This is a genomic window from Psychrobacter sp. AOP5-GZ1-6 (assembly GCF_052376345.1).
GTDB lineage: Bacteria > Pseudomonadota > Gammaproteobacteria > Pseudomonadales > Moraxellaceae > Psychrobacter.
This window is the reverse complement of the sequence record NZ_JBQSVP010000085.1, coordinates 1-12946: the sequence shown is the minus strand read 5'-3', so window position 1 is coordinate 12946 and position 12946 is coordinate 1. Positions and strand designations below refer to the sequence as shown.

Genomic DNA, 12946 nt, shown 5'->3' with positions numbered 1-12946 from the left:
TCCATTGTATTCTTGGTCGAAAACAATAGATTAGTGAGGTGCTCTTCTTTTTTCAATCACTTTCGAAGTTGAGAGTGGGGTATATTATCATTATATTTATTTAATACACAACTCATAAAATTGTATTTTTACTCATCAATATTGAGCAATTAATGTCTGCTGAACCTTTAATTAAAAAAACGGTCAACGCTTATTCATTGAAAATATCAATAAATAAACGCTGACCGTCGTGTCAATTCGATTAGATTCCAACACCATTTCTATTGTTTGGTATTGGTAAAATCAACTACTCTGTACCAAGCTCCAACAAGCTCGCATTACCACCAATAGCCGTAGTGTTGATTGTTTTTACTCGTTCAGTGACGAAGCGATGGAGATAATCAGGTGTTAGCATCTCCGAAAAACCTTCCATATCGGTCACACTAATCACTTGAGTCAAAATACCGTCGGTGTTGGCAAGCTCTTGGCTAATCTCCTGCACTTCACTGCGACTGCCAGCGACAGCAACTTGCGCAAGACGGTCAATATATAACAATGTGACCGTTTGCGAGTCGTTTGCCACGCTAATGACGTCATCACTGATACCAGCATCATAGAGTATATTTGCCGCTTCATTGCACATCTCTTCTTGGCTTGGGCAATGTAATATCACCTCATTACCTGTCAAAAGTGCCGCTATTAACTGACCAAGTACTGCCATCGCTTTGGCAGAATCACCACCGATGACCATGGTTTTCCCACGAGCCGTCACATACAAATCATTTGACTCACCAGTAGCACCAGTCATACGATGCACTTCATCTAGGCTAGGTGCTTCATTCAACAAATGATTAAACAAGCGCTTTGCTTTGTTGGCATCACCCGTGAGTAAGGCCAGTTTTGGAATAGCCGCTTGTAGATAAACAGCGCGATTGACTGCGCCAAGCAGTCGCCAAGATTCACAAACCTGGGCATGATTTTTTTTGAATTCTGTCGCCATGTTGCTACTCCTTACGCGATTTCTGATTGAGTGGTTGTTTGAGATTGGTTTTGCGTCACTGCGGTATTAACACCTGACTGATTCGTACTGGTTGATTCAGTACTTAGTTTCATCAGACGAGCAACATAATGCGGACCACCAGCTTTAGGGCCAGTACCAGACAAGCCACAGCCACCAAACGGCTGTACGTTTACGACTGCACCGATTTGGTTACGGTTAACATAAGTATTACCTACCACAGCACGGCGCTCAATATGTTCAGTAGTGTTTTCAATACGGCTATGGATACCCAAGGTCAAACCAAAACCTGTGGCATTAATCGCATCAATCAGCTTATCTAGGTCACGCGCTTGATAGCGTAGCACATGTAGAATTGGGCCAAAGTGCTCACCACCGATCACATCGATACTGTTTACTTCGATCGCCGTTGGCAATACAAAAGTAGACTGCTCTTGGCTCACCACTGAGCTCGAACTCATTGGTGTTTGTGCCAAAATAGTAGCAGTCGGCTCATCACGCATACGCTCGATATGCGCTTCAAGACCTTGCTTGGCATCTGCATCAATCACTGGGCCCACGTCTGTCGCAGCGTATAACGGATTGCCGACAGACAGCTCCGCCATATTACCTTGTAACAGCTCAATCAAATCATCAGCCATTTCTTCTTGCACGCACAAAATACGGCAAGCTGAACAGCGCTGACCTGCTGAACCGAACGCTGATAGAACCGCATCTTTAACCACTTGTTCTGGTAGTGCTGTCGAATCAACTATCATGGCGTTTTGACCGCCAGTCTCAGCGATAAACACGGGCAGCTCACCGCTGGCCTTTTCATGATTATTTAGGCTTTGATTAATGTACTGTGCTGTCTGAGTTGAACCAGTAAAAATAACACCTGCAATATCAGCAGCGGCTGTCAATGCCCCACCAACGTCGCCCGCACCAATTACTAACTGCAATGCTTCTACTGGCACGCCTGCTTGATGCATCAACTGTACCGCAAAGTGCGCAACCAAGCTGGTCTGCTCGGCAGGTTTCGCCACGACGGTGTTGCCCGACGCGAGTGCTGCCACAATTTGACCCGTATAAATAGCCAATGGAAAGTTCCAAGGACTGATACAGACAAACGTACCACGCGGTTTGTACACTTGACGTGACAGCTTGCCAGATAAATCGGCAAACTCATGGACGACACCATCCAGACGTTCAGCTTCATCCGCATAAAAACGGCAGAAATCAACGGCTTCTTTGATCTCATCGATACCATCTTGCATGGTCTTGCCAGCTTCAATCTGACAGATCGCCATCAGCTCAGCATAGTTTTCTTCGTAGAGATCAGCTATTTTGCGCAGTATTTCAGCACGCTTAGTAGCAGGTACCGCTTGCCAGATACTTTCTCCTGCCACCGCCGTATCAACCGCTTGACGTGCAATGTCTGCATTGGCATAGACAACGTCACCAGCGATTACTTCATGGTTCCAAGGTGCTTTGACCGCCTGACGATCAAGCTTATGAGTAACGCCATTATCTTCATAGCTGTCAATCGCTTTGCCATTGATAACAGACATCGCTGACCAAGTTTTATTCAAATGGCTGTCGATCTCAGATTTGAACGATAACCACTGTGATTCTGTGAATATATTAGGACCAAAACTGGCACGGCGCTCACCGTAAATTTCTAGTGGCAACGGTATTTCTGGATTATGCAACGTGGCATTGGTCAGCAGCTTGTCGTATGAATGTACGGTCAGTTTATCAATTGGATAAGACTTATCTAACAATTGATGCACAAACGAGCTGTTTGCACCATTCTCAAGCAAGCGACGCACTAAGTACGGCAGTAAGTCTTTATGTGCGCCAACAGGTGCGTAGATACGTACCGCAATTTTATACGCTTGTAAGATATGATCATAAAGTGCATCACCCATACCATGTAAGCGTTGGAACTCAAAGTCTCTATGCTGACTCATGGTCATAATCGACGCAAGTGTGTGCGCGTTATGAGTGGCAAACTGTGGCCAGATTAATCCGCGTAGATGCTCTGATAATAAGAAACGAGCACAGGCAAGATAAGCCGTATCCGTGCCTTCTTTACGTGTCCAAACAGGATAGCCTGACAAACCCTTTTGTTGAGCAAGCTTAATTTCAGTATCCCAATAGGCACCTTTTACCAAACGTACAGGAATGCGGTCACCTACTTCTATCGCCAAACGAGCCAGCCAAGCCAATACAGCAATTGCACGCTTAGAATAGCCCTGTACGACGATACCTAGACCATCCCAGCCCTCTGTCAAACTGTCGCGATATAAAGACTCAAACAGTTTTAAAGAAATCTCTAAACGGTCGGCTTCTTCAGCATCGATACTCAGATCCACGTTGACTTCACGTGCCGCTTCTATAAGCAACAAGCAGCGTTGGCGCAGTAGCCCCATTACCTGTGCTTCTTGTGTCGCTTCATAGCGAGGATGCAGTGCTGACAATTTAATAGATACTGACGGCTTCGGCATACCCTCTTTGACTTTAATGCTAGCGGTGGCTCTAATCGCATGCAAATAGTCATTGAAATATTTTTCGGCATCTTTATGCGTGATCGCCGCCTCACCTAACATATCGAACGAGTAGGTATATCCTTTATTACGATATGGCTGACTATTTTTATTCGCACCCTCAATCGTTTCGCCTAATACGAACTGATGACCCATGATACGCATGGCTTTCTGCATGGCACTACGAATGACAGGCTCGCCCATCTTCTTAGTCATGCGATCCAAAAATCCTGACGCCGTAGTATTGCTATCAATGCTAACAACACGACCTGTCATCATCATGCCCCATGACGAAGCATTGACCATAAAACCATTGTCATTCTTGATGTGTTTTTTCCAATCAGCCACACTCATTTTGTCATGAATCAGTGCATCAGCCGTATAGTTGTCTGGCACTCGAATCAACGCTTCTGCCAAACTCATTAGCAAAATACCTTCTTGAGTATCAAGACTGTATTCAAGCAGTAGAGAATCGACCATCTTGACGGCTTTGCCATCATTACGTACATACTCTACCAACTGGCGCGTTTGCTCAGCCGCTGCATCACGTTCTTCAGTGCTAGGCTTGGCAAGTGGCAACAATTCAGACAACCAACGTTCTTCATCGACACTGTATAGTGGCGTGATACGATCATGTAGTGTGTCTGCTGATTGGGTCATGTATTCTGGCAACAACAAGTCAACCGGTTTGAATAAAATCGGCTCTTGCGGGGTAAATTGGTCTACTGGGTTCATAACCACTCCATAACTATCGTTTAAAAACCATAATAAATGGTGCTTTAGGAATTCTAATTTTTCTGCATAGCTGGCTATAACCACTAAATAAATAGTCGTTATAAATACCTACTCACAATAATAATCAAAGAACCAAATGGCGCCATCACAAAACGAGAAAATCCAGCATCAGCTGGGAACCATTAAGTAGGTCGTTCAAGTGTTAAACGGCTACGTTAACAATACAAAGGCAACAATAAAAAGTTAAGCGGCATTAGTGCCTTCTTCTTGCTAGTAGTGAAAGGAGTTTGATGATCAGGTTTTGCGATAACAATGTTAAATATAGAATCATTTAACACCATATTATCAAAACGAAAGTAAATCGTATTAATAAACACAAATCCATCATCTAATATGATACTAATTCACTGTAAGAAAAACCTCTACGGCGTTGATTGAGGTGATGCGCTTAACTTGAGTATAGTATCATGAAAAAAAAAATTCAAACTAACGATATTGTCAGTTTTTATAAATTAATATACCGCTAAAAAACAAACAGTTATCAGCACTTTTTTCACAATGACGCTTTGGTCTTATCTCCCTATTTACGATAGAAAATCAATTGTTTTTTTAAATCAAATACTTAAAAAAAATCGTAATGATGTAACCCATATTTCGGCCAAAAAAAATCTCTCTTTATCAGTGATAGATAAAGAGAGATTTTCACATGCTAATGATTTTTCAGAACAACGGCATTGACATTTTAGTACTCAACAAACCCTAACTTGCAGTATAACCAATCAAACAAAAACAATTTTTGCCAATAGCACAATGGTCAATATCCATACTGGAATGCTGATGTCAGAGAATTTACCCGTCAATGCTTTGGTCGCTGTATAAGTAACAAAACCAAGTGCAATACCGTCGGCAATAGAGTACGTTAATGGTGTAAATAACAATACCACGACGACTGGTCCCGCCTGAGTTAAATCAGCCCACTCAACATCTTTGAGTGTGCCTAACATCAATACTGCCACATAAAATATCGCGCCTGCTGTCGCATAAGCAGGAATCATACTGGCCAATGGTGCAAAGAAAATACTGAGTAAAAATAACACACCGACAGTCACAGCGACCAACCCTGTACGACCACCTGCGGCAATTCCTGAAACGCTTTCAATATAACTGGTCGTTGATGACGTACCTAGAAATGTACCTGCGACCGTTGCCGTAGAATCCGCAAACATGGCTTTACCCATATTCTTAACTTTACCATCTTTGTCGACCAATCCTGCCTGTTGAGTGGTCGCAATCAACGTACCTGCTGTATCAAACAAATCCACGAATAAAAAAGCAAAGATAACGCTGATCATACTCACATCAAACGCACCAGCAATATCAAGCTGCATCAGCGTAGGAGCAATCGATGGCGGTGTAGATATAATACCTGTGAATTGCGTATTGCCAGTTAATAAGCTAACCAACGCCACCAGTAAAATACCAATCGTCACTGCACCAGGGACTTTCTTGTAGGATAAAGCCATAATGACAATAAATCCGATAGCAGCCATTGCAGGTCCAAAGGTCGTCATGTCTCCTAGACCGACCAAAGTAGCATCATGATTAACGATAACCCCTGAGCTTTGTAATGCAATAAACGCTAGAAATGCACCGATACCAGCGACCACGCCTTGCTTGAGTGACACAGGAATAGAGTTGATAATCATCTCTCGAATCTTGAACAGACTCAACAGCACAAAGATACAACCAGACAAAAATACCGCGCCAAGTGCTACTTGCCACGTATACCCCATGCCTAGCACAACGCCATAAGTAAAAAAGGCATTCAGCCCCATACCAGGAGCCTGAGCAACTGGTAAGCGAGCATAAAGCCCCATAATCAAACACCCGATTGCTGCTGCCAAACAAGTAGCAACAAACACAGCACCTCTATCCATGCCAGCATCTGCCAGCACGTTAGGATTAACAAAAATAATATAAGCCATCGTCAAAAAAGTCGTTAAACCGGCAAGAATTTCCGTTTTAATCGTGGTGTTTTGACCATTGATTCCAAAATAACGTTCGATTGCATTCATAAGTGTCGCGCCCAGCTTGCTAGTGAAAGAACAAATTTATTGGTGTCTCAAATAGAGGTGACATCAACAAACAAATAGTGACGTCATTACCAGAAGGCATCAGTAACGAAGTGTAACATTCTAGAGAAGTTACTATGCAAATTCAATCGCTACCCGTACCTTGTGAGTACAAATACCTGCTTTCATAACTTTAGAAAAAACTGTTAAAAAATATTTCAGAGATTTATTTATAAAATCCTTTCGACCTTGGCAAGTAAGCTTATATGCATAAATATCTATATAATTATGTGGTATTTAACATTTTAATAATGACCTTTCCTTCATTTAACAGTAAACTAAGCGGTTGATACAAGTATGCAGAATTATTGCCCTATCATATTTTTATGTTATCAAAGATCCTATCTGGTATGCGTAATGCACCATATCAGCTGACGTCAACTATCCGTGAGTTTATTACATGCCTGAGTCATTAAATATTATCGATCTTGTTACCCAAGCCAGCCTATTGGTGCAGATTGTGATGGCACTATTATTATTAGCCTCTTTGTTCAGTTGGGTGATTATTTTTCGTATGAGTGCACGGCTTGGTACAGCCCAAAACTTCGACCAACAGTTCGAGACTTGGTTTTGGTCAGGAGAAGATTTGGCCAAACTCTATCAAGGTGTGCAAGGATCACCTGAACGCCAAGGACTTGAACAAATTTTTTATATTGGGTTTTCAGAATACCTCAGAATGCATAAAAAGCGCCAACCTAAAGACGACATCATCGATGGTGTTGAGCGTAAGCTAAGAGTTGGTTTGGGTCGTCAGCAGCAATTACTAGAGTCAGGGCTAACGACGCTAGCAAGTATCGGATCGGTCGCGCCTTATATCGGACTGTTTGGTACCGTTTGGGGCATCATGAATGCCTTTTTAGGGTTGTCTCAAACAGAGCAAGCTACTCTAGCTTCGGTCGCACCTGGCATCGCTGAAGCATTGATCGCGACGGCGATGGGTCTGTTTGCTGCTATTCCTGCGGTATTGGCTTATAATCACTTTACCGCAAAATCCAGTCGCTTGTATGACTCGCGGGCGCTGTTTTGTGATGAAATGACCGGCATGCTCCAGCGTGAGACCAGTGTAGAAAGCAGCACAAAAAGAGAAACGCCAGCGAATGCAACGCAGGTGCAAGGGTTATGAAACAAAGTCCCTATCGCCGTGAAAAAAAAGCGCTAAATGCGGAGATGAACGTTGTCCCTTACATCGATGTGATGCTGGTATTGCTGGTCATATTTATGGTCACAGCACCGATGCTAATTACTGGTGTTGATGTTGATTTACCAAAAGAGCAAACCAACACCATGAGCCAAAGCCAGCTACCTGTGATTGTTTCTTTGACGGATACTGGAGAGATTTTTATCAGTTATGAAAATAATATCGACTTACCGATGAGTGAACCTGAATTGATTAACACCTTATCCAATTTACAGTCTCAGAGTAACGAACTCGGCGAACAGCCAGTGCAGGTAATGATAAATGCCGATCAAAACAATCAATATGGTGTCATTATGACGCTAATGGCAACGTTACAACAAGCAGGTATTCAAAAGGTCGGACTATTAACAGGTGCACCACTACCCGCGCCTGCTGTGCCTTAATTATAAGCACCATTCTCAATCAAGCTGACAATAGAATAGTAGCCAACCCAATGAACCACGTTCATGAGTATAAATATTATGAATAATGCTCCTGCCGTCTATGTGCCTACCCAACCTGAAGGAAATGGGCTCACTATGCCTATGCTATTCAGTCTATTAGCGCATAGCCTTGTGATTGGCTTGCTGGTTTATAGCTATCAAAACGCTGAGGTAGAGATGGTTGGTAGCCTTGAAACGGTCATGGTCTCTCCTGAGCAACTGGCTGAGATGCAAGGGCAGATACTGGCCAATCGTGCAGCCGCGCAGGCACAAGCAGCCAGTGCCAACAGCAGTTCGTCGATAGTTACGCAAGCAAATGAGTCTGACAGTAACGATGCCAACCAAAACAGCACCCAACCAAGCTCACAACAAGTTCCTAGTTTTAGCCGTCCCGACGACACTACTGGTCGCCCCTTACTCATGAGCGAAGAACATCATCAGCGCTTGCTTGAACGAAATAGAGTATATGAGCAGCAAATGGCTGAGTTGGCAGAACAATTGGATGAGTCGATAGCAGAAAGCCACGACCCAATTCAGGAGAAGCTAAGAAAAGATAAAGCTGAGCTTGAGAAATTACGCTATATACAACAGCACCCTGTTACTATTGCACGTCCCAATGCTGATAGTACTAATATAGAATTTGAAAGTAATGATCCTGATGGCGCACCTCAGGATTATAGTTTGGCAAAAGGCGAGTCTATATCTGGCGATAAAGCAACAAGTAACGCAAAAAAAAGCAGTCGTGGTGCTAGCAACAATGAAATTATCAACCTAATCAAACGTAACTATAATCCGCCGATAGGAGCGAAAGGTGCGACTCAACGCGCTACGCTAATAATTACTGTAAATGCTAATGGCAAGGTGACCAATGTATCGGTTTCAGGACCTGATAGTAAGGTCAATGAGGCAGCCAAACAAGCAGTTTGGGATGCGGATAGCTTTCCAATAGATACTAGCGATCCCAAATATCCTACTTTTAATATAGAGTTTAAAGGTAGTAACTAATAAGCTGCTCATATTTTATGCTATTGGTAATGTTATCTTAAGAATCTTATACTGTCCAAGATGCTGCCGTACCTTTATAGCTGATTAATTACCTACAAGAATGATAACTATACTTTTTCAGGAGCTCGACTTACTCATGCGCACTCATAAAAACTTACTCACATTTTTACTTACCAGTACATCAATCTTATTAATTGCTCCAAGTATATTTGCAGCTCCTGTCGTTCTGGAACTAGATTACGAAATTCCTATTCAACAAAACCAAGTCGCTTTCGTTCCCTTCGCTGGTGACACCGTCATGTCTTCTATTATCTTAAATGATTTAGATAACACAGAATTAAAAACGACTAGCAAAAATTTGCCACAGCAACCAAGTAGCAGCAGCGAGTTAGCAGGCACGCTACCAGTCTGGCAAAGTATCGGAGTTCCTTACTTAGTCGTCGGTAGTAGCAGCACCAACCGCGGCAAAGTCACCACTGAATATGAAGTCATTGAGGTCAAATCAGGGCGAATACTGGCAGGCAAACAGAGCTTAACAGCTAAGGATGACAAAGAAAGCATGCGTTATGCTGGCCATGTCATTGCCGATAAAATATATGAGTTGATTACTGGAACACCAGGGGATTTTTCAGGTCGTATTGCTTATATTGAAGAAATCGGCGTAGGCAAAGACAAAACCTCAAGCCTGAAAATCATGGATGCTGATGGTGCAAACGCCAGAACCATCTATACAGCCAAAGGGTCTATATTTTCACCCGCTTGGTCGCCCGACGGCAAACGCATTGCTTACTCTGTACAGCGAGATAAATCATATCCTATTATCTATGTACAGAACGTAGATGGCGGCTCTTCTACAGCACTCACGCCTTATTCTGGTAGCAACTTGAGTCCCTCATTCTCACCCGATGGTAGCAAAATACTATTTTCTAGCAGCTTTGAAGGCAGTGCCGATATTTATGAAGTAAGCGCCAGTGGTGGTCAGCCTAATAGAATTATCAATTGGCCAAGCAGTGAAGTGCAGCCAAGCTATGCACCTGACGGCAAGTCTTTTGTTTTTGTATCCGACAAAGCAGGATTCAATAAGCCACAAATCTATCGCTATGAGTTTGCATCAGGACATACGATTAAGCTGTCAAATAGCAGTTATGCCACCAGTCCACAGTTCAGTGTTGATGGATCGCAGATTGCCTTCTTAAATGGCTCATCAGCCGCTATTATGAATAGCAATGGTGCCGTAACGGCTAACTTGGGTAATACAGGTATTGATGAAGCACCAAGCTTTTCACCTAATGGTAAACGCGTGGTATATGCCTCAAAACAAGGTAATAAAGGCGTTATTACGATAAAATCACTAAATGGTGGCGAGACATTTGGTAAGTCTGCACAAGGCATCATACGCTCACCCGTCTGGTCAGCCAGTCCAAAGTAGCTTTTCCTCTAAAGCAGCTTTATAGATTACTAAGACTATAATTAAGAAAGCGCGTGATAGTCTAATCGGGCGCTTTCTTATACAAATAAGCATATTATCAAGTGCTAGAATAATCTTCTATTTATAGCCAGATAACATAAGAGCAAGCTTTAAACTTAACACGCTTATATAGTCGCAGCCTTACCGAGATACTATTATGAAATCCTTCATTCTTACCAGTTTACTTAGCACAGTGACGCTACTGACAGGCTGCCAATCCATCCAGTTTGTTGACAGCCCTATTCCTGTGACCTCAACGCCTAACCCTACTCAACTTAATGCTAATACCAATCCCAAAAAATACGATTAGCGGTGTCAAACTTGTTTAGTCTACAGTGAGTAGTACTTGCACTTGTTTTCCTTGCTACTCTAATTTTTGTGCATGGTATAAGATTAGCACTCAATAATATAGAACTACAAAAAAGCAGCCTTAGAAATGGCTGCTTTTTTGAATCAGGTATGGTCGATAAAGTCGCCTTAACTCTGTGTATTCGCTGGTTGATGCTTAATAATGGTCTTAGCCAAATGATCACCAAACCAAATAGCAGTATCAATATCACCAGATCCAGGTGTTTTTTCAGGTGGACCATCCAGCGACTGCGTCATCAAACCCAAAAAGCTAGACAGACGGTTTAAGTCATGCGCTTCATGACCTGTCGGCATCAGTGGCAATCCAATCCAATTCGTCCCATGCTGCATCGCATACAGAGATATCTGCTGTAACACTGCGAGCTTATCACCGCTCAACCCACCCGAGTTTGCAAACGCCGCTGCCCACTTGCCTTCCCATGCACGGTGATACCACCGCTTTGAGGTCTCATCCATAAAGGTTTTAAATTCAGCAGTCACGCTACCCATATATACTGCACTGCCAAACACCAATAAATCTGCTTGATCTACGAATGCCCAATCTATTTCATGGACATCTACCGCTTTGACTTGCGATGCTGGTAACTGCTGGCATGCACCTGTCACGATTGCTTCAGCCACACGCTTAGTATGACCATAATTGCTATGATAAATAACAGCAATAGACAGATTTTTGGCTTGGCTAATGGCTGTTGAGTCAGGCGATATAGATATAGTCATACGGGCTCTAGTAATGGATGGATGAATGAATAATATTAGGATATGTCATGAAGTGAACAGTAATCACCAATGCTGTTAACAGTCTGGCATAGAGTAGCAATATTTGACAAATTATCAACTCTCTTATGTAAATCCTGATGCTGTTAAAGTCTATTGTAGCCAATCTACTAACATGATAAGAGCAGATTTTTCATCATCACACTTTATTTATTCCATAACTGCATATACTAATTCTAGATTTTCTCTCCAACTTGTTTTTATTTTCGATGCAATAAGACTATGATGTAGCGCTTATTCCTATGTTGACTAACAACACATGAGTACAACCAACAACTCAAAAGTAGTGTTTACAAAAGCTATAAAAATGCATGCCAATCAAAAATACTAGCAAAGGAGATCACCACTTTGACAGCGATAAAAGTTCAACCCGTAAACGAAACGCAAGATCCAATTGCAAGAGACAGTCTTCGCTTGAATGATCCACAAAAGATGCTAGTAGCAGGCGGTGCCATTGTGGGATTTCTCATGCTTGTCTATTTACTAGATACCCAGCATATTTCTCAGGCACTACTGCTTGGTATCGGCTTGCTATTAGGCTACACCCTTTTTCATGCACGCTTTGGTTTCACCTCTGCTTTTAGACGCCTAATGTCAGTCGGTAATGGGCAAGCGATGCGCTCACACATGCTCATGCTTGCCGTTGCCGTAACGTTATTTGCACCCATACTCGCCTTTGGTACGACTATCTTTGGTGGATCTGTGGCAGGCTATGTCGCACCAGTCGGTGTCAGTCTGCTTGTCGGTGCATTCATGTTCGGTATCGGTATGCAGCTGGGTGGTGGTTGTGCTTCTGGCACGCTGTATGCGATTGGCGGCGGACGTTCGGTGATGTTTATCACGTTTATCTTCTTTGTTGTTGGTGCCACTATTGGCGCTTACCACTTGCCGTTTTGGACAGAGGAGATGCCAAGCTTTGAGCCGTTCTCTTTGGCCACATCTACCGGTTTGGGTTACAGCGGTGCTTGGATGGTCTCTTTGGCGCTTTTTGGTTTGATTGCATGGATGACCTTGGTGGTTGAAAAAAGAACCAAAGCACCTAAGATGGCGCCCGTACCTTCTGCGACAGGCTGGAAACGTATTTTTCGTGGTTCTTGGCCACTGTTTGCAGCAGCCATCATATTAGGTCTTCTAAATGCGCTGACATTGATAACACGTGGTCAACCTTGGGGTATTACCTCTGCATTTGCGCTATGGGGATCTAAAATTGCGAGCACTTTTGGTGTTGATGTCGCCAATTGGGGTTATTGGCAAGGAACGAATGCAGCAGCACTTAATGCGTCTATATTTGCTGATTCTACAACCGTACTGAACT

The 12946-nt window shown here is 42.9% G+C and carries 10 protein-coding genes; 6 read left to right on the top strand and 4 right to left on the bottom strand.

The window, feature by feature from the left end:
* Positions 1 to 286: 286 nt before the first annotated feature.
* The 3 genes from ACT3RN_RS10830 to ACT3RN_RS10820 form a co-directional block, all read right to left on the bottom strand.
* Positions 287 to 979, bottom strand: coding sequence for a 1-pyrroline-5-carboxylate dehydrogenase (locus ACT3RN_RS10830; protein ID WP_192519058.1), 693 nt, complete (start codon positions 977 to 979; stop codon positions 287 to 289).
* A gap of 11 nt (positions 980 to 990) precedes the next feature.
* On the bottom strand, positions 991 to 4260 hold the full coding sequence (gene putA / locus ACT3RN_RS10825; RefSeq protein ID WP_192519059.1) for a bifunctional proline dehydrogenase/L-glutamate gamma-semialdehyde dehydrogenase PutA: 3270 nt from the start codon (positions 4258 to 4260) through the stop codon (positions 991 to 993).
* Between the two features lie 779 nt (positions 4261 to 5039).
* Positions 5040 to 6335 (bottom strand): NCS2 family permease, encoded by a 1296-nt coding sequence (locus ACT3RN_RS10820; RefSeq protein ID WP_192519060.1) that lies wholly within the window; start codon positions 6333 to 6335, stop codon positions 5040 to 5042.
* Between the two features lie 457 nt (positions 6336 to 6792).
* On the opposite strand from ACT3RN_RS10820, the gene tolQ reads away from it, so the two are divergent.
* From tolQ to ACT3RN_RS10795, 5 genes are all read left to right on the top strand, one after another.
* Positions 6793 to 7515 carry a protein TolQ gene (tolQ, locus tag ACT3RN_RS10815; protein ID WP_192519061.1) on the top strand — a complete coding sequence of 241 codons (723 nt, stop codon included), beginning with the start codon at positions 6793 to 6795 and terminating at the stop codon, positions 7513 to 7515.
* Positions 7512 to 7973: a protein TolR gene (tolR, locus tag ACT3RN_RS10810; RefSeq protein WP_192519062.1), complete on the top strand. Its 462-nt coding sequence runs from the start codon at positions 7512 to 7514 to the stop codon at positions 7971 to 7973. Before tolQ ends, tolR begins: the two co-directional genes overlap by 4 nt.
* 63 nt (positions 7974 to 8036) lie before the next feature.
* Positions 8037 to 9017, top strand: a complete 981-nt coding sequence (locus ACT3RN_RS10805) for a cell envelope integrity protein TolA (RefSeq protein ID WP_225739140.1) — start codon at positions 8037 to 8039, stop codon at positions 9015 to 9017.
* Between the two features lie 136 nt (positions 9018 to 9153).
* The gene (locus tag ACT3RN_RS10800; RefSeq protein WP_442062459.1) at positions 9154 to 10446 is read left to right on the top strand and encodes a translocation protein TolB; all 1293 of its coding nucleotides are present in this window, start codon (positions 9154 to 9156) and stop codon (positions 10444 to 10446) included.
* A 196-nt stretch (positions 10447 to 10642) separates the two neighbouring features.
* Positions 10643 to 10795 (top strand): hypothetical protein, encoded by a 153-nt coding sequence (locus ACT3RN_RS10795; RefSeq protein WP_192519064.1) that lies wholly within the window; start codon positions 10643 to 10645, stop codon positions 10793 to 10795.
* A 167-nt stretch (positions 10796 to 10962) separates the two neighbouring features.
* Here ACT3RN_RS10795 and ACT3RN_RS10790 read toward each other — a convergent pair whose 3' ends face one another.
* On the bottom strand, positions 10963 to 11574 hold the full coding sequence (locus ACT3RN_RS10790; protein WP_192519065.1) for a flavodoxin family protein: 612 nt from the start codon (positions 11572 to 11574) through the stop codon (positions 10963 to 10965).
* Positions 11575 to 11979: 405 nt separating this feature from the next.
* Between ACT3RN_RS10790 and ACT3RN_RS10785 the strand changes: the two genes are divergently transcribed.
* The coding region (locus tag ACT3RN_RS10785) for a YeeE/YedE family protein (RefSeq protein WP_444518626.1) at positions 11980 to 12946 on the top strand (967 nt) is incomplete at its 3' end.

Excerpts from the sequence above, each read along its gene's own strand:
- tolR (WP_192519062.1), top strand. The coding sequence starts at position 7,512 with ATGAAACAAAGTCCCTATCGCCGTGAAAAAAAAGCGCTAAATGCGGAG.
- ACT3RN_RS10820 (WP_192519060.1), bottom strand. The coding sequence starts at position 6,335 with ATGAATGCAATCGAACGTTATTTTGGAATCAATGGTCAAAACACCACG.
- tolQ (WP_192519061.1), top strand. The coding sequence starts at position 6,793 with ATGCCTGAGTCATTAAATATTATCGATCTTGTTACCCAAGCCAGCCTA.
- ACT3RN_RS10800 (WP_442062459.1), top strand. The coding sequence starts at position 9,154 with ATGCGCACTCATAAAAACTTACTCACATTTTTACTTACCAGTACATCA.
- putA (WP_192519059.1), bottom strand. The coding sequence starts at position 4,260 with ATGAACCCAGTAGACCAATTTACCCCGCAAGAGCCGATTTTATTCAAA.
- ACT3RN_RS10795 (WP_192519064.1), top strand. The coding sequence starts at position 10,643 with ATGAAATCCTTCATTCTTACCAGTTTACTTAGCACAGTGACGCTACTG.
- ACT3RN_RS10790 (WP_192519065.1), bottom strand. The coding sequence starts at position 11,574 with ATGACTATATCTATATCGCCTGACTCAACAGCCATTAGCCAAGCCAAA.
- ACT3RN_RS10805 (WP_225739140.1), top strand. The coding sequence starts at position 8,037 with ATGAGTATAAATATTATGAATAATGCTCCTGCCGTCTATGTGCCTACC.
- ACT3RN_RS10830 (WP_192519058.1), bottom strand. The coding sequence starts at position 979 with ATGGCGACAGAATTCAAAAAAAATCATGCCCAGGTTTGTGAATCTTGG.